This is a genomic window from Micromonospora sp. L5, from assembly GCF_000177655.2.
Classification (GTDB): domain Bacteria; phylum Actinomycetota; class Actinomycetes; order Mycobacteriales; family Micromonosporaceae; genus Micromonospora; species Micromonospora aurantiaca.
This window is the reverse complement of the sequence record NC_014815.1, coordinates 3884852-3905041: the sequence shown is the minus strand read 5'-3', so window position 1 is coordinate 3905041 and position 20190 is coordinate 3884852. Positions and strand designations below refer to the sequence as shown.

Genomic DNA, 20190 nt, shown 5'->3' with positions numbered 1-20190 from the left:
GTCAGCGTCTGGCCGCCCCGGCGACCCGGCTCGGCCGCTCACGCCGTCGGCGGAGGGCCCAGCAGTTCGATGCCGTTGCGGGCTGCGGCGTGCCCGAGCGCTGCCGGGTCGATCGGCGCCGGGTCGGGCAGCCGGCGGTGCGGAGCCGGTACGCCTGCTTCCGCGGCGAACCGCTCGAACCCGGCCGGGGTGGTGATCTGGAGCGCGCGCAACGGCTCGTCCGGGCCGACCACGAACGTGTGCGCCAGGCCCACCGGCAGCAGGACGAAGTCACCGGGACCGGCGGTGAGCGTCTCGCCGTCGCAGTGGAACCGGGCGGTGCCGGAGAGCAGGTAGAACATCTCGTCCTCGACCTGATGGCGGTGCAGGGGCGGGGCGAAGCCCGGCGGGTTCACGAACTCGGCGACGGTGAGGCGGTCCCGGGTGTGCCGGCCACCGGCCTTCAACGTGCACAGGTTGCCGAGGAACCAGTACGCCTCGCCGTCGTCGGGGCCGAGCAGGTAGGGGCGGACGGACATGGGTGGCCTCCGATTTCAGTGAACGCGGGAACATTCGATAGCCGGGAGTCTAGTGAATAGATTGTTAGTATCGCGAGGTCATGGCTGGAGTCAAGGACGGCAAGTCGACGCGCCCCTACCGCTCGGCGGTGCGCGAGGAGAGCGCCCGGCGTACCCGTCAGGCGGTCGTGCGGGCGGCGACCGACCTGTTCGTGACGCGCGGCTACGCGGCGACGTCACTGGCCGACGTGGCCGCCGAGGCGGGCGTCGCCCGGCCCACCGTGTTCGCCGCATTCGGCTCCAAGGCCGCCCTGCTGCGCCAGGTGCTCGACGAGGCGCTCGCCGGCGACGACGAGCCGGTGCCGGTGGCGCGCCGCCCCTGGTTCCAGCCGGTCTGGGAGGCGTCCGACCAGGGCGCGGTGCTCGACGCGTACGCCGGGGTCTGCACGCTGATCGGCCACCGCGCGGCCGGCGCCTTCGAGACGGTCCGCCGCGCGGCGGACGAGGCGCCCGAGGTGGCCGAACTGTGGGAGACGCTGCTGCGCAACCGCCGCGCGGGCGCCGCCATGGTGGTCGACCGGCTGCTCACCCTGGACGGCCCGCTCCGGCCGGACGCGGGCACCGACCGCGCGGTCGACGCGCTGTGGTTCTACAACGACCCGGCGCACTACGCGGCGCTGGTGCAGCGGTGCGGGTGGACGGAGGAGAGTTTCCGGCAGTGGCTCGCCGTCCGGATGCGCGACGCGCTGCTGGGGGCGTGAACGCCGGACGGCGTCCGCGACCGGGCGGGTCTAGGGTCGGGAGCATGGAATTCCGTCACCTGGGCCGCTCCGGCCTGATGGTCAGCGAGATCTCGTACGGCAACTGGATCACCCACGGCTCGCAGGTCGAGGAGGACGCGGCGGTCGCGTGCGTCCGGGCCGCGATCGACAGCGGCATCACCACCTTCGACACCGCCGACGTGTACGCGGGCACCCGCGCCGAGTCGGTGCTCGGCCGCGCGCTCAAGGGCGAGCGTCGCGAAGGGCTGGAGATCTTCACCAAGGTCTACTGGCCGACCGGCCCCGGTCGCAACGACAGGGGTCTGTCCCGCAAGCACATCATGGAGTCGATCGACGGCTCGCTGCGCCGCCTCCAGACCGACCACGTGGACCTGTACCAGGCCCACCGCTACGACTACAGCACTCCGCTGGAGGAGACGATGGAGGCCTTCGCCGACGTCGTACGCTCCGGCAAGGCGCACTACATCGGCGTCTCCGAGTGGAAGGCGTCCCAGCTGCGCGAGGCGCACGCGCTCGCCCGTGAGCTGCGCATCCCGCTGATCTCGAACCAGCCGCAGTACTCGATGCTGTGGCGGGTCATCGAGACCGAGGTGATCCCCACCAGCGAGGAGCTGGGCATCGGCCAGATCGTCTGGTCGCCGATGGCCCAGGGCGTGCTGTCCGGCAAGTACCTGCCGGGCCAGCCGCCGCCCGCGGGCTCCCGCGCCACCGACGAGAAGTCCGGCGCCGGGTTCATCGCCCGGTTCATGACCGACGACGTGCTCACCCGGGTGCAGCGGCTCAAGCCGCTGGCCGAGCAGGCCGGGCTGACCATGCCGCAGCTCGCCGTCGCCTGGGTGCTCCAGAACCCGAACGTCTCCTCGGCGATCGTCGGCGCGTCCCGGCCGGAGCAGGTGCACGACAACGTGAAGGCGGCGGGCGTGAAGCTCGACGCCGACCTGCTCAAGGCGATCGACGAGATCGTCGAGCCGGTCACCGAGCGGGATCCGGCGAAGACCGAGAGCCCGGCTCAGCGCCCGTGACGTCGCGTCGTTCCCGGGCCGGCTCGGACCGGCCCGGGAACGACCGGGCCGGCTACTCCCAGAAGCGGATCAGGGCGTAGCCGATCTGGTACAGCTCGCGCGGCAGGCCGAGCGCGTCGCCGACGGCGAAGACCGCGCCGAAGAACACCCGGTTGATCTGCGGGCTCCACAGCAGCGCGAAGAGCAGAATGAAGCCGTACGGGGCGAACAGGTCGTACATCCGCCGGTAGGCGGGGCTGAGCCAGGGCTGGAGCATGTTGCCGCCGTCCAGGCCCGGCACCGGCAGCAGGTTGAGCACGCTGGCGGTGAGCTGGAGGAACGCGAGCAGCCCGACGCCGGCCCAGAACTCCAGCGGCCCGCCCAGTTCCGGCCCCCATGCCACCGCCGCGACCAGCACCAGCGTGAACAGCACGTTGGTGGCCGGACCGGCCAGGCTGACCAGCGTGTGCCGCAGCCGGCCGGGGATCGCGTGCCGGTCCACCCAGACCGCGCCGCCGGGCAGGCCGATGCCGCCGAGCAGCACCACGACCACCGGCAGCACGATCGACAGCAGCGGGCTGGTGTACTTCAGCGGGTTGAGCGTGAGGTAACCCCGATGTGCGATGTCCCGGTCACCGGACCGGTACGCGACCACGGCGTGCGCGTACTCGTGCAGGCACAGCGAGACCAGCCAGCCCGAGACGACGAAGAGGAACACGTCGAAGCCGACGTTGCCGTACCGGTTCCAGGTCATCACCCCGGAGGCGACGAAGAGTGCCACCAGGGCCAGGAAGATCGGGCTGGGCCGGAACGCCGCCCGGGGCACGCCGAGGATCAGCGGCTCGCCCGGGCGGTCGTAGCCCGTCATTCGGCCGGGGGTTGCAGGCTCATCCGGTAGTCCACCCGGTCGTCCTCGACCAGCACGACTGTGGTGACGCCGGATGCCGCGAGCTCCCGCCAGGCCTGGCCGATCCACGACTCGGCGTCCGCCTGGCTCGGGAACGACTCGGCCGGCCCGTCGGCCGCGTCGCCGTTCGTGCCCTCGTACCGCCAGCTCCACGCCATGCCGCGTCTCCCCTCGCCGCCGTCGTCCCGTGGGACGCCAAACCTCCGCAAGCCTAGTCGGCCCCGCCGACGACGGCCCGCCACCACATGGATCATGCCCACCCCCACCGCCGGGCCGCACCCGCGATCTTGCGGTTAGTGCCCCGACAGAGCGGTCCTTCCCGGCATCCCGGGGGCCACAAGTGCAAGATCAGCGCCGCGAGAGGGCGGGGCGAGGGCGGGGAGGGGCGAGCTGCCCGGAACGCGGGCGGGCGAACTAAGGTACGGGCATGTCCGTTGACGGGTGGCACACCCTCCTGGTGCTCGGCGGTATCCGCTCCGGCAAGTCCGAGTTCGCCGAGTCTCTGGTCGCCGACGCGCCCACGGTCCGGTACGTGGCCACCGCCCCGGCCGGGGATCCGGAGGACACCGAGTGGGCGACCCGCCTCGCGGCGCACCGCGCCCGCCGCCCGGGGAGCTGGAGCACCGAGGAGACCGCGGCGGATCCGGGCCGGCTGGTCGAGGTGATCGCCGCCGCCGGGCCGAACGAGACGCTTCTCGTGGACGACCTGGGCGGCTGGGTGACGGTGCTGCTCGACCCGGCCCACCAGCCGGCCGACGACACCGCGACGATCGCCGAGCTGGCAGCGGCGGTGCGCTCCAGCACGGCCCGGCTGGTGCTGGTGAGCCCCGAGGTGGGCCTGTCCCTGGTGCCCACCACGCCCCTGGGCCGGGCGTTCACCGACGCGCTCGGCGCGACCAACCGCGCGGTCGCCGACGCCTGCGACGCGGTCGCGCTCGTGGTGGCCGGTCAGACGGCGTGGCTGAAGCCGGCCACTTCGGCCCCCGCGCACGCCGTGCCGCCCGCGACCACGTCGCCCGAGACCGAGCCCGGCCGCGCCGCCGCGCCCTATCACGCGGCACCCCAGACCGCGCCGACCCAGGCCGTACCGGCCGACCTCGGCGCCGGGGACGTGACGCTGCCCGAGGTGCTCACCCCGGCCGCCGCCCCGGTGCCCGCCCCGGCCACATCCGACGAGCCCGGTACGGGCGACTGGGCCGCCCCCACCATGGCTCTGCCGATGATCGCCACCGGCCTGGTCATCCAGCCGGGCATGGAACTGCCGATGCCCGACGACTACACCGGACCGCAGGCGGTCGACCGGCTCGCCACCCTCGACATCCCCGGTGCCGGTCTCGGCGTGCTGGAACAGGTGGTCGGCTTCGCGGCCGCCACCCAGGGCACCTCGACGCCGCGTCCGTGGGACTCGGTGCGCGTCCTGCTGATCCAGGGCGACCACGAGGGCGGCGCGTCGGCCGGCGCGACGCCCGGTGAGTCGGGTCGTCGCGCCCGGCAGGCGCGGGCCGGCCGGGGCGCGCTGGCCCGGCTCGCCGCCGAGAACCGGGCCGGCCTGCAGATCGTCGAGGCGCCCGTCGCGGCGCCGATGGAGGACGGCCCGGCCCTGTCCGCCGACGAGGTCGAGGCGGCGCTGCGCTACGGCTGGCGGCTCGCCGAGCAGGCCGCCGATGCGGGGGTGCAGCTGCTGGTGCTCGCCGCGTGCGGTGCGGGGGCCGAGGCCGCCGCCGCAGCGGTGCTCGCGGCCACCGCTGGCGCGGAGCCGCCGATGGTGCTCGGCCGGGTGGTCACCGAGCAGGGCGAGATCGACGACACCGCCTGGATGGTCCGCTGCGCGGCGGTGCGGGACGCGCTGCACCGCACCCGGCGCTCCGCCCGGGAGGCCAAGGACGTCCTGGCCGAGCTGGGCGGTGGCGACATCGCGCTGGCCACCGGCGTACTGCTGGGCGCCACCGCCCGCAAGGTGCCGGTGCTGCTGGACGGGCCGGTCGGCACCGCCGCCGCCATGGTCAGCCGCGACCTGGCCGGGCAGGCCCGGCACTGGTGCCTGCTGCCCGACCACGGCGGCCGTCCGGGTGTACGGCTCGCCGCCGACGTGCTCGGTCTGACCCCGCTGGTGGACCTGCGGCTCGACCTGGGCGAGGGGGCGACCGCGCTGGCCGCGCTGCCGCTGCTGCGCTCCGCGTTGACGCTCGCCGCCACGCTGCCGGTGCACCCATCGCTGGGCGGCCCCGACCACAGCAGCACCGACGACGACAGCGGCACCGACGACACCGCCGGCGACCGCACCGGCACCGGCACCGGCGAGCCCACCGGCGACGACGAACCGGACTTCGCCGAGCCGGAGCCGGCCGGGCCGGGACCGACCACGATCGGGTCGGACGAGCCGGTCTCCCCCGGCCGACGTGCCGACTGAGGCGCGGCTCGCCGACGGCATCCGGCTGGCGCTCACCACGTTCACCACCCTCCCGGTACGCGCCGGACGGGTCGACCGGGCCGCCGCGGGCATCGCGATGGCGCTCGCGCCGCTGGTCGGGGCGCTGCTCGGCGCCGTACTCGGTGGGGTGCTGCTGCTCACCGGCGCGCTCGCGCCACCGCTCGTCGCCGCGGTGGTCACAGTGGGGCTGGGCGCGCTGCTCACCCGGGGCCTGCACCTGGACGGGCTGGCCGACACCGTCGACGCGCTCGGCTCGTACCGGCGTGGTCCGGCCGCGCTGGAGATCATGAAGCAGCCGGACGTCGGCCCGTTCGGGGTGGTCGCGCTGGTGGTCGTACTCCTGCTCCAGAGCGCGGTGCTCGCGGAGCTGGCCGGCCGGGGCGCGCTCGCCGCGTTCGCCGCCGTGGTCGCGGCCACCGCGGCCGGGCGGCTGGCCGTCGGCCTGGCCTGCCGGCGCGGCGTGCCGGCGGCCCGGCCCGAGGGCCTGGGCGCGCTCGTCGCCGGCACTGTCGGGTGGACCGCGCTGACGCTCGGCGCGGTCGCCGTCGCGCTGGCGGCGGTGCCCGCCGTCGCGGACCGTCCGTGGCAGGGGCCGCTCGCCGTCCTCGCCGCGCTCGCCGTCGCGGCCGGGCTGCTGCGGCACCTGGTACGCCGCTTCGGCGGCATCACCGGCGACGTGCTCGGAGCGCTCGTGGAGATCGTCACCACGCTGTCCTACCTGGGACTGGTGCTGACCGGCTGAGCGTCACCGGTCCGGGCGGGTAGCGTTCGGGGCGAGTGCACCGGCGCGGTCGAGGGGGACGGCATGCTCATCACGGACGACTTCCTGCCGGTACCGGTGCCCGAGTCGCTCGACGCGACGTACCTGGTACCGATCACCGGGCTGCCCAAGGTGAGCCCGAAGACAGCCGTGGAAGGGCTGGCCGGCCGGCTCGCCGAACCGGTCCACGGGCTGGCCAAGCAGATGCTCGACAGCCCGCTGATGACCGTGGACACCCGCACCGTCGACGAGTTCCCCGAACTGCCGCCGGACCTGCTCACCGCGTTCGGCGCCACCGAGGAGCAGCTGGCCCGGCTGGCCGCCGCCACCCACCTCGTGGTGGTGCAGGCCGAGTACCGGCCGGGCTGGCCGCCCGCGCACGAGTGGGCCGCCCGCGCCGTGGCCGCGGCGGTGGCCGAGACGGTCGGCGGGGACGTGGTGGACGTCTTCGGGCTCCAGTTCCTCGACCCGGCGGCGGCGCTGCGCTCGCTGCCCGACGAGCAGGGCCGGATCCGGCTCGTCGACTGGGTGCTGGTGCCCTACTCCTCGGACTCCGACGGGCTGTGGTTCACCACCAAGGGACTGCGCCGGTTCGGGCTGCTGGAGTTGCAGGCGCAGGGCGTACCGGACCACCTGACCCGGGCGTGGGGCGCGGTGATGACCGGCGCGGCCCGGCGGCTGCTGCGGGACTGGACCGACGGGCTGGCAGGCGAGGAGGTGCCGGCGTTCGTGCAGCTTCCGGTGCTGGCCACGGTGACCGGGCACGACATCGCCGTGGCGTACGGCAATCCGGAGCAGCACGGCGCGACCGCGCCGGTGCTGCTGCGGCTGGAGCTGGACCCGGCCACCGACCCGGACGCCGACTCGTTCCTGAGCCTCAACCCGCCGCCCGGGCATCCGGGTCCGCCCGGCCGCTACTTCGCCGCCGCCTGCGCGACGCTGTTCAACGGCATTCAGCCGGACGTGCGCTACACCCGCACCGGGGACGCGATGAGCCGCGCGGTGGAGACCGCCCGAGAGGCGCTCGGCGACATCCGGGCCCGGTTCCTGGCCGGGCGGCTGCCCGAGGAGAGCCAGCTCGTGGTCAAGTACGGCCTGCCCGGCGACGACGGCCCCGAGTACGTCTGGGCCGGGGTGACCTCGTGGGACACCCCGGAACGGATCGTCGGCGCCAGCGCCAGCGACGCCAACACCGACCCGGGCGTGCGGATCGGCTCGCCGGTGGTGGTGGAGGCGTCGGACGTGGTCGACTGGGCCGTGCTGGACGGCACCGGCGTGCTGGAGGGCGGCTGGACGCAGGCAGTCCTCGACGCCGGGGAGCGCGGCGAGGACTGACCCGCGCGGCTCAGCGCACCGAGGGCTTGACGAACGGCGGCCTGGTCAGGCGCATCCGGGCACGGCGGCCCCGGATGTCCACCTCCAGCTCGTCGCCGTCGGCCAGCTTCGGGTCGGTGTCGACCAGCGCCAGCGCGACGCCGTGCTTGAGCGTCGGGCTGAACGTGCCGCTGGTGACGGTGCCGACCTGCCGGTCGCCCGCGTACACGGCCATGCCGGGGCGCGGGATGGCCCGGTCGACGGCGGTGAGGCCGCGCAGCGTACGGGCCGGGCCGGCGGCCTTCTCGGCGCGCAGCGCGTCGCGGCCCCAGAACGCCGGCTTGTCCCAGCCGACCGCCCAGCCGGAGCGGCCCTGCACCGGGGTGATCTCCGGGGACAGGTCCTGCCCGTGCAGCGGGTAGCCCATCTCGGTGCGCAGCGTGTCCCGGGCGGCCAGGCCGCAGGCGCGTACGTCGTCTGCGGCGGCGAAAAGCGCGTCCCAGACGGCGACCGCGTGCTCGGACGCCACGACCAGCTCGTAGCCCAGCTCGCCGGTGTAGCCGGTGCGGCACACGGTCAGCTCCACCCCGTCGAGCGTGGCGGTGGAGAAGCTCATGTAGTCGTGCCCGGTGGGCAGGCCGAGCGCGCCCAGCAGCTCAGCCGAGCGCGGTCCCTGCACGGCGAGCACCGCGTACGCCTCGTGTTCGTCGGTGACTGCGACGCCGGCGGGCGCGGCGGCGCGCAGGCGGCGGGCCACCTCGGCGGTGTTGGCCGCGTTGGGCACCAGGAAGACGTGGTCGTCGGCGTGCAGGTAGGCGATGATGTCGTCCACCACGCCGCCGGTGGCGTCGTCGCAGCAGAGCGTGTACTGCGCCTGGCCGGGGGTGATCCGGCCGAGGTCGTTGGTGAGGCAGGCGTTGACGAAGTCCGCCGCGCCCGGCCCGGTGACCCGGATCTTGCCCAGGTGCGAGACGTCGAACACGCCGACGCCCTCGCGGACTGCCGCGTGCTCCTTGAGCACGCCGCCACCGGCGTACTCCAGGGGCATCTGCCAGCCCCCGAAGGGGGCGAACTTCGCGCCGAGCGCGGTGTGCCGCTCGTGCAGCGGGGATCGGCGCAGCCGGGTCTCGGCGGCGTCGGAGGTCACCTCGGTCATGGGTGGCAACTTACCGGCCCGGACCGCTGTGGTTAGCATCGGCGGGATCCCGTCGGCACGCATCGGCGGGACAGCCACGCCTCCCGGCGGGTAGGTTGCCGCCGGAGAGACCTTCATCGCCGGTACGCGACGACGCGGCCGGCCCGGCCCGCCCGGAGTAGCTTTCGTGACATCGCCCCGCACCACCCTCAGCCTGGTCGACACCGACCCCGCCGAACTCGCCGTCGACGCGATCGTGATCGGCGTGCACAGCCAGACCACCGAGCCGGGCAACGGCGCACCCGCCCACGCCCTGCTGCTGGCCACCGGCGGGGAGAGCATCGCCGCCGCGTTCGACGGAAAGCTGACCGAGACGCTGGCCCTGCTCGGCGCGACCGGTGGCCCGGGCGAGGTGATCAAGCTGGCCACGCTGGGTACCGTGACCGCGCCGCTGGTCGTGGCGGTCGGCCTCGGCCCGGAGCCCTCGGGCGCCGCTCCGGCCCCGGAGTCGCTGCGCCGGGCCGCCGGTGCCGCGGTGCGGGCGCTGGCCGGTGCCCCGCGCGTCGCCCTGGCCCTTCCTCTGCCCGACGACGCCGACGCCCCGGCCGCGCTGCGCGCGGTCGCCGAGGGCGCGCTGCTGGGCGGCTACCGGTTCGCCGGCTACAAGACCAAGCCGCAGCCGGCCCGGCGCGAGCCGGTGGCCGAGGTGCTGGTGGCGGTGCCGGACGCGGCCGACGCGACCGCCCAGGCCGAGATCGCGCGGGCACAGGCGGTGGCCGGTGCGGTGCGGACCAGCCGGGACTGGATCAACACCGCCCCGAACGAGCTGCGTCCCCCGGCGTTCGCCGACGTCGTCTCCGCCGCCGCCCGCGAGGCGGGGCTGGAGGTCGAGGTGCTGGACGAGGCGGCGCTGAAGGCCGGCGGCTACGGCGGCATCCTCGCCGTCGGTCAGGGCTCCGAGGCCCCGCCGCGGCTGGTGAAGCTCACCTACACGCCCGCCGGTGGCGGCAACGGCAAGCGGGTCGCGCTGGTCGGCAAGGGCATCACGTTCGACACCGGCGGCATCTCGATCAAGCCGGCGCAGGGCATGTGGGAGATGAAGTCGGACATGGCCGGCGCGGCGGCGGTCGGCGCGGCCATGCTGGCGGTCGCGGCGCTCAAGCCGTCGGTCACCGTCACCGGCTACCTGCCGATGGCGGAGAACATGCCGTCGGGCACCAGCTACCGGCCGGGTGACGTGATCAGCATGTTCAACGGCAAGAACGTGGAGGTGCTCAACACCGACGCCGAGGGCCGGATGGTGCTGGCCGACGCGATGGCGCGGGCCTGCGCGGACGGCGCGGACTACCTGTTCGAGACCTCCACGCTGACCGGCGGCCAGGTGATCGCGCTGGGCAAGCGGATCGCCGGTGTGATGGGCACCCCGGAGCTGTGCGAGCGGGTGCGGGTGGCCGGTGACGCGACCGGCGAGCCGGCCTGGCCGATGCCGCTGCCCGACGACGTGCGCAAGGGCATGGAGTCGGACGTCGCGGACATCTCGCAGGTCAACGCCGGGATGGACCGGGCCGGGCACATGCTCCAGGGCGGCGTGTTCCTGCGCGAGTTCGTGACCGACGACGTGGCGTGGGCGCACATCGACATCGCCGGTCCGGGCTACCACTCGGGCGAGGCGACCGGTTACTGGACCAAGGGCGGCACCGGCGTGCCGGTGCGCACGCTCGTGCACCTGGTCGAGGACGTCGCCACCAACGGCTGACGGGTAAGGAAGGGCCCCTTCTTAACGCCTCGCGTTGTAGAAGGGGCCCTTTTTAACACCCGCGCGCAGCCGGCTCAGAACAGCTCGGGGCGGCGCTTGCGGCGCTCGTTGTAGTCGCGCATGCGCTGGGGATAGCCCATCAGCCGCACGTCGTAGATCGGGATGGCGATCCGGTGCGCCCAGCGGCGTGCTTCGTCCGGCCCGCCGACACGCCGCCGGGTCCACTCGCCGTCGTCGGCGATCAGCATGATCGTGGTCTCGGTGACCGTCGTACGGGGCTCGATGTACGCCTCGACGCCCTTGCGGGTCCGGACGAAGTTCTCCAGATGGTCCAGATCGGCGCGGTCGGCGGCGCGGTCGCGGCTCGCCGGGGCCGCCCGCTTACGTCGTCGGAACAGCCCCACCGAATCCACTCCTCCCCCAGCGCCGTCATCGAAGACGGTGCCAAGGGTACGTGTCACCGACGTGTCGTTGGGCACCTCGGTACGCGCTCGGTCCGTGGTGGTGACAAGATGACCGAGGTGGGGTGTGCCTGTTACTCCGCCGTAACCCCCGATGCAGTGACGCGACCTGGGAGTTGGATGTGAGCGAGCCGAACGACACGACCTTCGACATCGTCATCCTCGGAGGTGGTAGCGGCGGCTACGCGGCGGCGCTGCGTGCCGCCCAGCTGGACCTCTCCGTCGCCCTCATCGAGAAGAGCAAGCTGGGCGGGACCTGCCTGCACAACGGGTGCATCCCGACCAAGGCGCTGCTGCACGCCGCCGAGATCGCCGACCAGACCCGCGAGTCCGAGCAGTTCGGCGTGAAGGCCGAGCTGGTCGGCATCGACATGAAGGCGGTCAACTCGTACAAGGACGGCGTGATCTCCCGCCTGTACAAGGGCCTCCAGGGCCTGGTGGGCGGCAACAAGAAGATCACCTTCGTGGCGGGCGCCGGCAAGCTGGTCGGCAAGAACGTCGTCGAGGTCGACGGCAAGCGCTACACCGGCCGCAACGTCGTGCTGGCCTCCGGCTCGTACGCCAAGAGCCTGCCCGGCCTGGACGTCGACGGCGAGCGGATCATCACCAGCGACCACGCGCTGACGCTGGACCGGATCCCGTCGTCGGCGATCGTGCTCGGTGGCGGCGTGATCGGCGTCGAGTTCGCCAGCGTCTGGAAGTCCTTCGGCGTGGACGTGACCATCGTCGAGGCGCTGCCCCGCCTGGTCGCCGCCGAGGACGAGGAGTCGTCGAAGGCGCTGGAGCGGGCGTTCCGCAAGCGGAAGATCAACTTCAAGGTCGGCAAGCCGTTCGAGAAGGTCGAGAAGACCGACAAGGGCGTGAAGCTGACCATTCAGGGCGGCGACACGGTCGAGGCCGAGCTGCTGCTGGTCGCCGTGGGCCGCGGCCCGAACACCGCCGGCCTCGGCTACGAGGAGCAGGGCGTCAAGATGGACCGCGGCTACGTGCTGACCGACGAGCGGCTGCGCACCAGCGTGCCGAACGTCTACGCGGTCGGCGACATCGTGCCCGGCCTGCAGCTCGCGCACCGCGGCTTCCAGCAGGGCATCTTCGTCGCCGAGGAGATCGCCGGGAAGAACCCGGCCGTGATCGACGAGGCCGGCATCCCGCGCGTCACCTACTGCGACCCGGAGCTGGCGTCGGTCGGCCTGACCGAGGCGAAGGCCAAGGAGCAGTACGGCGCCGACAAGATCAAGACCTACAACTACAACCTGGGCGGCAACGGCAAGAGCCAGATCCTCAAGACCGCCGGCCACGTGAAGCTGGTCCGGGTGGACGACGGCCCGGTGGTCGGCGTGCACATGGTCGGCGCCCGGGTCGGTGAGCTGATCGGCGAGGCGCAGCTCATCTACAACTGGGAGGCGTACCCGGCCGAGGTGGCGCAGCTCGTGCACGCCCACCCGACGCAGAACGAGGCTCTGGGCGAGGCGCACCTGGCCCTGGCCGGCAAGCCGCTGCACGCGCACGCCTGACACGACAACCGCGGCGTCCGGCGACGGGCGATGATCCCACCAGGGGAATGAAGGAGTCTGGAGAACATGCCGGTATCGGTCACCATGCCCCGGCTCGGCGAGAGCGTCACCGAGGGCACCGTCACGCGCTGGCTCAAGCAGGAGGGTGACACCGTCGAGGTCGACGAGCCCCTGCTCGAGGTGTCGACCGACAAGGTCGACACCGAGATCCCGTCCCCCGCGGCGGGCGTGCTGAGCCGGATCGTGGTCGGCGAGGACGAGACCGCCGAGGTCGGCAGCGAGCTGGCGGTCATCGCCGGCGAGGGCGAGGACGCGGGCGCGGCTCCCACGGAGAAGGCCGAGCCGGCCACCGAGCCGACGGCCGCCGCCGAGGGCACCGGCCCCGAGCCGGAGCAGGCCCAGGAGGCCGAGGAGGCCGCCGCCGAGCCGGGCGCCGAGGCCGAGCAGCCGGCCGTCGAGGAGCCGGCCGAGCCCGCCGCGCCGTCGGGCGAGGGCACGCCGGTGACCATGCCGGCCCTGGGCGAGAGCGTCACCGAGGGTACTGTCACCCGCTGGCTCAAGCAGGTCGGCGAGACCGTCGAGGTGGACGAGCCGCTGCTGGAGGTCTCCACCGACAAGGTCGACACCGAGATCCCGTCGCCGGTCGCCGGCACGCTGCAGGAGATCAAGGTCGCCGAGGACGAGACCGCCGACGTCGGCGCCGTGCTGGCGATCGTCGGGGTGGCCGGCGCCGCGCCCGCGAAGGCGGAGCCGAAGCCCGAGCCCAAGCCGGAGCCCAAGGCCGAGGCGAAGCCCGAGCCGAAGCCGGAGCCGAAGGTCGAGGAGCCCACGCCGGGCGCGTCCTACAACGAGCCGGCCGCCGAGGCGGAGCAGGCCGCGCAGCCGGCCAAGGCCGAGCAGGCGGCCCAGCCGGCCGCGCCGGCCGCCGCGCAGCGCCCGAGCGTTCCGTCCGAGTACGGCGAGGACGCCGCCGGGTACGTGACGCCGCTGGTGCGCAAGCTCGCCGCCGAGCACGGCGTGGACCTGGGCTCGATCAAGGGCACCGGCGTGGGTGGCCGCATCCGCAAGCAGGACGTGCTGGAGGCGGCCGAGAAGGCGAAGGCCGCCAAGCCCGCACCGGCCGCCGCCGCTGCCCCGTCCGCACCCGCCCCGGCCAAGCCGGCCGCCAAGCCGGAGCCGAGCGCCAAGCGGGGCACCACGGAGAAGCTGCCGCGGATCCGTTCGATCATCGCCAAGCGTCTCCAGCAGTCGCTGCACGAGACGGCGCAGCTGACCACCGTCGTCGAGGTCGACGTCACCAAGGTCGCCAAGCTGCGGGCGCGGGCCAAGGACTCGTTCCAGGCCAAGCACGGCGTGAAGCTGTCCTTCCTGCCGTTCTTCGCGGTGGCCGCGATCGAGGCGCTCCAGACGTACCCGATCATCCAGGCCAGCATGGACCTGGACGGCGGGACGATCACCTACCCGGGCGCCGAGCACCTGGGCATCGCGGTGGACACCGAGCGCGGGCTGCTCACGCCGGTCATCCACAACGCCGGCGACCTGAACATGGGTGGCCTGGCCAAGCGGATCGCCGACCTGGCCGAGCGCACCCGGGCCAACAAGATCACCCCGGACGAGATGGCCGGGGCGACGTTCACGCTCACCAACACCGGCAGCCGGGGCGCGCTGTTCGACACCCCGATCGTGCCGTCGCCGCAGTCGGCGATGCTCGGCACGGGTGCCGTGGTGAAGCGTCCGGTCGTGGTGAACGACGCGGAGCTGGGCGAGGTCGTGGCGATCCGGTCGATGGTCTACCTGGCTCTGTCGTACGACCACCGGCTGATCGACGGCGCCGACGCGGCCCGCTTCCTCACCGCGGTGAAGGAGCGGCTGGAGGGCGGCAACTTCGAGGCCGAGCTGGGTCTGTAGATCCGAGACGGCGAGGGGGCGCGCGGCGACATGCCGCGCGCCCCCTTCCTCGTTTCCGCGGGTCAGCCGCGCAGGTGCGCCTCGGAGACGGTCCAGAGCTGCTCGGCGGCCTCCGGGTCCCGGGCGTACTCGGCCCAGCCGGTGCGGGTGCCCGGCTGGTTCGGCCCGGCCTCCTGGCAGTCCTCGAAGTACCGGCCGCCGACGCCGTCGAGCAGCGGCGAGGTGGCAACCAGCACCGAGGTCGCCGCGCCCTGCTCCGGGGTCTTGAAGGCGGCCGCGTTGCCGCTGCGCATCCGCGCCAGCTCCTCCTCGCTGATGTAGCGCTGGAGGTTGGTCCGGATCGCGCCCGGCATCAGCGCGTTGGTGTAGATACCGTCGTCGGCCCAGCGGCGGGTCGCCTCCACCGCGAACAGCACGTTCGCGGTCTTGGACTGCCCGTACGCCAGCCACGGGTCGTACGGCCGCTGCCGGAAGTGGATGTCGGAGAACACCACCGGTGAGCGCAGGTGCGCCGCCGAGCTGACCGAGACGATCCGCGCGCCGTCGGCCGCGGCGAGCGCCGGGCGCAGCCCGGTGGCGAGCGCGAAGTGCCCGAGGTGGTTGGTCGCGAACTGCATCTCCCAGCCCTGCTCGGTGCGCATCTCGGGCGAGGCCATGATCCCGGCGTTGTCGACGAGCATGTGCAGCGGCCCGTCCCAGGTGCGGACGAACGAGGCCACCGAGGCGAGGTCGGCGAGGTCGAGCGGGGCGACCAGGATCCGGTCGTTGCCGGTGGTGCCGATGATGTCGTCGGCGGCGCGCTGTCCGGCCTCGGTGTTGCGGACGGCGAGTGTGACGTCGGCTCCGGCGGCGGCGAGCGCGCGGGCGGTCTCCACGCCGATCCCGGAGGCGCCGCCGGTGACGACGGCCCGCCGGTCGGTCAGGTCCAGGTCGCGGACCACCTCCAGGGCTGTTGTCTCGGCGGAGAACGGGGTGGTGACTGGTGTCGAGCTGGTCATGGTCCATCCTTGTCGACGGCGACGCGGACCGATGTCCGCCCGCTACGATGAGAAGCGGAGGATCCTCCGTTACTCCGCCAGCATAATCGGAGGGGGCTCCGGTTACCATCGTGCCGGGCCGGCGACCCGGTCGAGGGAGGAGTGCCCGTGCCCGACCGACAGCTGCGCGCGGACGCGCTGCGCAACCGGCAGCGGCTGCTGGACGCCGCGGTCCAGGCGTTTTCCCAGGACGGCCCGGAGGTAACGCTGGACCGGGTCGCCAAGGACGCCGGCGTCGGCATCGGCACGCTCTACCGCCACTTCCCGAGCCGGGAGGCACTGATCGAGGCGGCGTACCGCAACGAGCTGGAGAAGCTCTGCGACGCCGCTCCGGCGCTGCTCGCGGCCCAGCCCGCCGACGCGGCGCTACGCGCCTGGATGGACCGGTTCGTCGACTACCTCGCCACCAAGCGGGGCATGGCCGACGCGCTGCGGCTGGTGATCGCCTCCGGCGCCAACCCGTACGCGCAGAGCCGCGACCTGCTGCTCGCCGCGCTCGGGGCGCTGCTCGCGGCGGGCGCCGCAGCGGGCGTCGTACGCGCCGACGTGGCCGCCGCCGACGTGCTCGCCAGCCTCAGCGGGGTCTCCCTGGTGGCGGGCGAGCCGGACCAGCGTGCCCAGGCCGGACGCCTGCTCGACCTGCTGATGGACGGGTTGCGCCACCGGCCGGGCTGACCGGAATCGGCCCGCGGCCCGGACCGCGCTGACAGACTCGGCCGGTGGGCTCGTACGGGTGGCGGGGACGCCTGGGGCCGGCCGTGCCGGTGGCCCCGGGCGCCCGGGTCGACCGGTTCGAGATCTTCTTCGACCTGGTCTTCGTCTTCTCGTTCTTCATCATCACCCGGGCCACCGCGCTCGAGGTGACCGGCGGGGCGCTGCTGCACGCGCTGCTGGTCCTCGCCGTGCTCTGGTGGTCGTGGGTGGTGCACAGCGTCGTCGCCACCCGGGTACGCCTCGGCGAGGGCTTCGTCCCGGTGCTCATGACAGTCGGCATGGCCGCGCTGTTCACGTTCGCGCTGTCGCTGCCGCACGCGTTCCGCGACCCGCGCGGCAACGAGGCCGGGCCGATGGTCGCGGCGCTCAGCTACACCGTCCTGCGGCTGGTGCACCTGCTGCTCTACCGGCACGCCGTCCGGGACAGCCCGAACGAGCGCCGGCAACTGATCCGGTTCGCCCCCGAGGTGGTCGGCAGCACCGCGCTGCTGCTGGTCGCCGCGCTGCTGCCGCCGAGGATCGACGACCTGTTCTCGGCGGCGGTGCTGCGGGACGTGCTGTGGGCCGGCGTCATCCTGCTCCAGTACGGCACCGGCATCCTCGCCGGCACGTGGGGCTGGGGCGTCGCGTCCGCCGAACACTGGACCGAGCGGTACGACCTCATCCTGATCATCGCGCTCGGCGAGTCGGTCATCTCCGTCGGCGTGGGCAGCAACCTGCTCGGCCAGCCGCCCACCTGGCCGGCCGTGGCGGCGGCGGTGCTCGGCATCTTCTTCACCGCCGCGCTCTGGTGGGCGCACTACGACATGGTCGGGCCGGCCGCCCGGATCGCCCTGCACGTCGCGCAGGACGGTCCCCGGGTGGCGATGGCCCGGGACGCGTACGCGTACCTGTTCCTGCCGATGATCGCGGGCATCATCCTGTTCGCGCTCGGCGCCGAGACGATCGTGCACGGGATCGCCGACCCGAACGTGCCGCCGAGCGAGCCGGCACACGGTCCGGGCGTGCCGCTGCTGTACGGCGGCGTGATCTGCTACCTGTGCGGCAACATGCTGTTCCAGCTGCGCACCCTGCGCACGGTGAGCTGGACCCGGGTCGGGACGGTGCTGCTGCTCGGCGTGGCCATCCCGGTCGCGGAGCGGGTGCCGGGGCTGGCCGCGCTGGGCATCCTGACCGCCCTCACAGTGGGCATGGTGGCCGTCGAGGTGATCGTCTTCGCCGAGGGCCGGCAGGCGCTGCGCAAGCTGGTCTTCGAGGAGCGCGCCAGCCACGAGGCGCACGAGGCGGCCTGGCGGGCCCGGTGGCACGAGCAACCCGAGGACCGCGACACGAACGGATGAACGCCGCCGTGTGACGTTCGGCCGTCGGCAGAATCGGCGCGTGCGGGGTGGCCGGCGGCGCGGCGTGCGCCGATGCTGAGGCGATGGCGACCTTCTCCGTACAGGCGCAGCCCACCGACGCGGCGAGCTGGACCGAGCTGGCCCGTACCGTCGAGGCGGCCGGCTTCGACGCGCTGTTCGCGGCCGACCACCCCGGCTCCTGCGCGTCGCCGTTCGTCGCGCTGGCCGCCGCGGCGGCCGTGACCAGCAGGCTGGGCCTCGGCTCGTACGTCTCCAACGCCGGCGTCCGCGAGCCGATCCTGCTCGCCGCCGACGTGGCCACCCTGGACGTGGTCTCCGGCGGGCGGGCCCGGCTCGGCCTCGGCGCCGGCCACACGCCGGCCGAGTGGCGGGCCGTCGGGCGCGAGCGCCCGGACGTCGCCGGCCGGGTACGCCGCTGCGTCGAGGTGGCCGAGGCGGTCCGGGCGCTGCTGGCCGGCGACGAGGTCACCGTGGACACCGGGGACCTGACGACGTACGCGGCACGGCTCGACCGGCCCCGCCCGGTCCAGGACCGGATCCCGCTGACCGTCGGCGCTTCCAACTCGACGCTGCTGCGCTGGGCCGGAAGGCACGCCGACGTGGTCGGCCTGGCCGGCTTCGGCCGTACGCTGCCCGACGGCCACCAGCACACCGTCCGGTGGCGGGCCGACCAGATCGAGGCGCAGCTCGCGCACGTGGCGGCCGGAGCGGCCGGCCGGGAAACGCCGCCGGTCCTGGAGGCGCTGGTCCAGCACGTCGCCGTCACCGACGACGCGGAGGCGGCCGCCGCCGGGACGGCCGCCGAGACCGGGCTCACCCCGGCGGAGGTGCTGGCCACCCCGTTCGTGCTGGCCGGGACGCCCGACGAGATCGTCTCGGCCGTGGCCGGGCACCGGCGCCGCTGGGGCGTCACCCGCTTCGTGGTACGCGCCGGGGCCGTCGACGCGCTCGCCCCGCTCCTGCCCCGGCTGGCGGGAAAAGAGCTGGACTTCGAGCACACTCGAAAGTGAACACTGGGCGCATGACGACGACACGACGGCTGGGCCGCAGCGGCATCGAGGTCAGCGCGATCGGCATGGGCTGCTGGGCGATCGGCGGCCCGCTCTGGGACGGCACCCAACCGCTCGGCTGGGGCGAGGTGGACGACGACGAGTCGGTGCGTACCGTCCACCGGGCGCTCGACCTGGGCGCGACGCTGTTCGACACCTCCAGCAACTACGGCGCGGGGCACAGCGAGCGGGTGCTCGGGCGCGCGCTCGCCGGCCGCCGGGACCGCGCGGTCATCGCCACCAAGTTCGGCTATCCCACCGACGAGGAGACCCGCCAGGCGCTCGGCGAGGACGCCAGCCCTGAGTACGCACGGCGCAGCCTGGAGGGTTCGCTGCGCCGGCTCGGCACCGACCACGTCGACCTCTACCAGCTCCACCTGGGCGGCCTGCCGGTGCCGCGGGCACTGGACCTCGTCGGCACCCTGGAGGACCTGGTCGCCGAGGGAAAGATCCGGGCGTACGGCTGGAGCACCGACGACCCCGCCTCGGCGCGCGCCTTCGCCGAGGCCGGACCGCACTGCGCGGCGATCCAGCACGACCAGTCGGTGCTGCGGGACAACGCCGCCATGCTCGCGGTCTGCGCTGAGTTCGACCTGGCCGCCCTGAACCGGGGGCCGCTGGCGATGGGCCTGCTCACCGCGAAGTACCAGGATGCTCCCACCGCACGGGGCGACGACGACGTGCGCGGCGTGGCCCCGGAGTGGCTGGACTGGTTCACCGGCGGCGTACCGCGCGCCGAGTGGGCCGAGCGGGTGGCCCGGGTCCGTGAGGCGCTGACCACCGACGGCCGCACGCTCGCCCAGGGCGCGCTGGGCTGGCTGCTCGCCCGCAGCCCGCACACCCTGCCGATCCCCGGCTGCCGGACCGTCGGGCAGGCCGAGGAGAATCTCGGCGCGCTGGCGTACGGGCCGCTGCCGCAGGACGCGTTCGCCGAGGTGGAGCGCCTGCTCGCCGACCTGCGCACCGCCCCCGCCGACGCCTGACCGCCCGGGTCTCGCCGCGGGGGACGCCTCAGAGGTGTCGGCGGACCTCCGCGGCGAACCGGGGCAGGCCGGTGCGTCCCAGCAGTACGAGCAGACCCGGTACGGTCGTCGGCTCCCTGCGGTAGGCCGCTGCCTGCCGGTGCAGGACGTCGAGTGTCTGCCCCGGATAGAGGTCCAGCTGATCGAGCAGGAAGTCGTCCGGATGCACCGCCACGATGTCGAAGGACTTGAGCGACGGCTCGGGGAAGTCACCGACGTTGTACGTGACCAGCACCTCCGCGTTCGCCCGGACGGCGGCAGCCAGCACGTGCCGGTCCTTGGGATCGTTGGACATGCCGTCGATCAGCGACTCGTACCCGCTGACCATGGCGTCCGGAAAGGCTTCGGCCATCTGGCCGATTCGGCGGTCGACCCGCTCCTCCGCGATGCCTCGTACGATCAGGTTGCGTCGCAGCTCGTCCAGGACGTCCTTGGACCAGAGAGGTCGGTAGGCGGCGACCTCGGCCAGCCGCAGCAGGGTGTCGCAGAGATGCGCCGGGTAGAGGACGCAGGTGTCGAGAAACGCCGGGAACGCCACTCA

General features: G+C 73.7%; 19 protein-coding genes. 12 read left to right on the top strand and 7 right to left on the bottom strand.

Annotated elements, in window-relative coordinates:
• Positions 1 to 38 precede the first annotated feature (38 nt).
• The gene (locus ML5_RS18495; RefSeq protein ID WP_013287719.1) at positions 39 to 518 is read right to left on the bottom strand and encodes a cupin domain-containing protein; all 480 of its coding nucleotides are present in this window, start codon (positions 516 to 518) and stop codon (positions 39 to 41) included.
• A gap of 80 nt (positions 519 to 598) precedes the next feature.
• Here ML5_RS18495 and ML5_RS18490 point away from each other — a divergent pair, with 80 nt between their 5' ends.
• Both ML5_RS18490 and ML5_RS18485 read left to right on the top strand, forming a co-directional pair.
• Positions 599 to 1258: a TetR/AcrR family transcriptional regulator gene (locus tag ML5_RS18490; RefSeq protein ID WP_013287720.1), complete on the top strand. Its 660-nt coding sequence runs from the start codon at positions 599 to 601 to the stop codon at positions 1256 to 1258.
• A 44-nt stretch (positions 1259 to 1302) separates the two neighbouring features.
• Positions 1303 to 2301, top strand: coding sequence for an aldo/keto reductase family protein (locus ML5_RS18485; RefSeq protein WP_013287721.1), 999 nt, complete (start codon positions 1303 to 1305; stop codon positions 2299 to 2301).
• Between the two features lie 52 nt (positions 2302 to 2353).
• Here the strand turns inward: ML5_RS18485 and ML5_RS18480 are convergent, their stop codons facing one another.
• Together ML5_RS18480 and ML5_RS18475 are read right to left on the bottom strand one after the other, a co-directional pair.
• Positions 2354 to 3148 carry a site-2 protease family protein gene (locus ML5_RS18480; protein ID WP_013475714.1) on the bottom strand — a complete coding sequence of 265 codons (795 nt, stop codon included), beginning with the start codon at positions 3146 to 3148 and terminating at the stop codon, positions 2354 to 2356.
• A complete protein-coding gene (locus ML5_RS18475; RefSeq protein ID WP_013287723.1) occupies positions 3145 to 3345 on the bottom strand; it encodes a hypothetical protein in 201 nt (66 codons plus the stop codon). The genes ML5_RS18480 and ML5_RS18475 overlap by 4 nt, the downstream gene beginning before the upstream one ends.
• A 269-nt stretch (positions 3346 to 3614) precedes the next feature.
• Between ML5_RS18475 and ML5_RS18470 the strand changes: the two genes are divergently transcribed.
• The 3 genes from ML5_RS18470 (at position 3615) to ML5_RS18460 (ending at position 7713) form a co-directional block, all read left to right on the top strand.
• Complete coding sequence (locus ML5_RS18470; protein WP_013475713.1) at positions 3615 to 5597, top strand: bifunctional adenosylcobinamide kinase/adenosylcobinamide-phosphate guanylyltransferase; 1983 nt, start codon at positions 3615 to 3617, stop codon at positions 5595 to 5597.
• A complete protein-coding gene (cobS, locus tag ML5_RS18465) occupies positions 5587 to 6360 on the top strand; it encodes an adenosylcobinamide-GDP ribazoletransferase (protein ID WP_013475712.1) in 774 nt (257 codons plus the stop codon). The genes ML5_RS18470 and cobS overlap by 11 nt, the downstream gene beginning before the upstream one ends.
• A gap of 63 nt (positions 6361 to 6423) precedes the next feature.
• Positions 6424 to 7713, top strand: a complete 1290-nt coding sequence (locus ML5_RS18460) for a DUF2314 domain-containing protein (RefSeq protein ID WP_013475711.1) — start codon at positions 6424 to 6426, stop codon at positions 7711 to 7713.
• A 10-nt stretch (positions 7714 to 7723) separates the two neighbouring features.
• On the opposite strand, the gene gcvT is transcribed toward ML5_RS18460, so the two are convergent.
• Entirely contained in the window at positions 7724 to 8848 is a 1125-nt protein-coding gene (gcvT, locus tag ML5_RS18455) for a glycine cleavage system aminomethyltransferase GcvT (RefSeq protein ID WP_041784217.1), read from the bottom strand.
• A 166-nt stretch (positions 8849 to 9014) separates the two neighbouring features.
• On the opposite strand from gcvT, the gene ML5_RS18450 reads away from it, so the two are divergent.
• Entirely contained in the window at positions 9015 to 10583 is a 1569-nt protein-coding gene (locus ML5_RS18450) for a leucyl aminopeptidase (RefSeq protein ID WP_013475709.1), read from the top strand.
• A gap of 74 nt (positions 10584 to 10657) precedes the next feature.
• On the opposite strand, the gene ML5_RS18445 is transcribed toward ML5_RS18450, so the two are convergent.
• A complete protein-coding gene (locus ML5_RS18445) occupies positions 10658 to 10987 on the bottom strand; it encodes a hypothetical protein (RefSeq protein WP_013287729.1) in 330 nt (109 codons plus the stop codon).
• Between the two features lie 179 nt (positions 10988 to 11166).
• Here ML5_RS18445 and lpdA point away from each other — a divergent pair, with 179 nt between their 5' ends.
• Together lpdA and sucB are read left to right on the top strand one after the other, a co-directional pair.
• Positions 11167 to 12558, top strand: a complete 1392-nt coding sequence (lpdA, locus tag ML5_RS18440; protein WP_013475708.1) for a dihydrolipoyl dehydrogenase — start codon at positions 11167 to 11169, stop codon at positions 12556 to 12558.
• Between the two features lie 66 nt (positions 12559 to 12624).
• Positions 12625 to 14466, top strand: coding sequence for a 2-oxoglutarate dehydrogenase, E2 component, dihydrolipoamide succinyltransferase (gene sucB, locus ML5_RS18435; protein ID WP_013475707.1), 1842 nt, complete (start codon positions 12625 to 12627; stop codon positions 14464 to 14466).
• Between the two features lie 62 nt (positions 14467 to 14528).
• On the opposite strand, the gene ML5_RS18430 is transcribed toward sucB, so the two are convergent.
• Positions 14529 to 15464: an SDR family NAD(P)-dependent oxidoreductase gene (locus tag ML5_RS18430; protein WP_013475706.1), complete on the bottom strand. Its 936-nt coding sequence runs from the start codon at positions 15462 to 15464 to the stop codon at positions 14529 to 14531.
• 147 nt (positions 15465 to 15611) lie between these two features.
• Here ML5_RS18430 and ML5_RS18425 point away from each other — a divergent pair, with 147 nt between their 5' ends.
• The 4 genes from ML5_RS18425 (at position 15612) to ML5_RS18410 (ending at position 19610) form a co-directional block, all read left to right on the top strand.
• On the top strand, positions 15612 to 16178 hold the full coding sequence (locus tag ML5_RS18425) for a TetR/AcrR family transcriptional regulator (RefSeq protein ID WP_013475705.1): 567 nt from the start codon (positions 15612 to 15614) through the stop codon (positions 16176 to 16178).
• A 44-nt stretch (positions 16179 to 16222) separates the two neighbouring features.
• A complete protein-coding gene (locus tag ML5_RS18420; protein ID WP_013475704.1) occupies positions 16223 to 17557 on the top strand; it encodes a low temperature requirement protein A in 1335 nt (444 codons plus the stop codon).
• An 83-nt stretch (positions 17558 to 17640) separates the two neighbouring features.
• Entirely contained in the window at positions 17641 to 18588 is a 948-nt protein-coding gene (locus ML5_RS18415; protein WP_013475703.1) for a TIGR03621 family F420-dependent LLM class oxidoreductase, read from the top strand.
• A gap of 11 nt (positions 18589 to 18599) precedes the next feature.
• The gene (locus ML5_RS18410; RefSeq protein WP_013475702.1) at positions 18600 to 19610 is read left to right on the top strand and encodes an aldo/keto reductase; all 1011 of its coding nucleotides are present in this window, start codon (positions 18600 to 18602) and stop codon (positions 19608 to 19610) included.
• Between the two features lie 28 nt (positions 19611 to 19638).
• Here the strand turns inward: ML5_RS18410 and ML5_RS18405 are convergent, their stop codons facing one another.
• Complete coding sequence (locus tag ML5_RS18405) at positions 19639 to 20187, bottom strand: PIN domain-containing protein (RefSeq protein WP_013475701.1); 549 nt, start codon at positions 20185 to 20187, stop codon at positions 19639 to 19641.
• Positions 20188 to 20190: the final 3 nt, after the last annotated feature.

Excerpts from the sequence above, each read along its gene's own strand:
- ML5_RS18495 (WP_013287719.1), bottom strand. The coding sequence starts at position 518 with ATGTCCGTCCGCCCCTACCTGCTCGGCCCCGACGACGGCGAGGCGTAC.
- ML5_RS18490 (WP_013287720.1), top strand. The coding sequence starts at position 599 with ATGGCTGGAGTCAAGGACGGCAAGTCGACGCGCCCCTACCGCTCGGCG.
- ML5_RS18485 (WP_013287721.1), top strand. The coding sequence starts at position 1,303 with ATGGAATTCCGTCACCTGGGCCGCTCCGGCCTGATGGTCAGCGAGATC.
- ML5_RS18480 (WP_013475714.1), bottom strand. The coding sequence starts at position 3,148 with ATGACGGGCTACGACCGCCCGGGCGAGCCGCTGATCCTCGGCGTGCCC.
- ML5_RS18475 (WP_013287723.1), bottom strand. The coding sequence starts at position 3,345 with ATGGCGTGGAGCTGGCGGTACGAGGGCACGAACGGCGACGCGGCCGAC.
- ML5_RS18470 (WP_013475713.1), top strand. The coding sequence starts at position 3,615 with ATGTCCGTTGACGGGTGGCACACCCTCCTGGTGCTCGGCGGTATCCGC.
- ML5_RS18460 (WP_013475711.1), top strand. The coding sequence starts at position 6,424 with ATGCTCATCACGGACGACTTCCTGCCGGTACCGGTGCCCGAGTCGCTC.
- gcvT (WP_041784217.1), bottom strand. The coding sequence starts at position 8,848 with ATGACCGAGGTGACCTCCGACGCCGCCGAGACCCGGCTGCGCCGATCC.
- sucB (WP_013475707.1), top strand. The coding sequence starts at position 12,625 with ATGCCGGTATCGGTCACCATGCCCCGGCTCGGCGAGAGCGTCACCGAG.
- ML5_RS18430 (WP_013475706.1), bottom strand. The coding sequence starts at position 15,464 with ATGACCAGCTCGACACCAGTCACCACCCCGTTCTCCGCCGAGACAACA.
- ML5_RS18415 (WP_013475703.1), top strand. The coding sequence starts at position 17,641 with ATGGCGACCTTCTCCGTACAGGCGCAGCCCACCGACGCGGCGAGCTGG.
- ML5_RS18410 (WP_013475702.1), top strand. The coding sequence starts at position 18,600 with ATGACGACGACACGACGGCTGGGCCGCAGCGGCATCGAGGTCAGCGCG.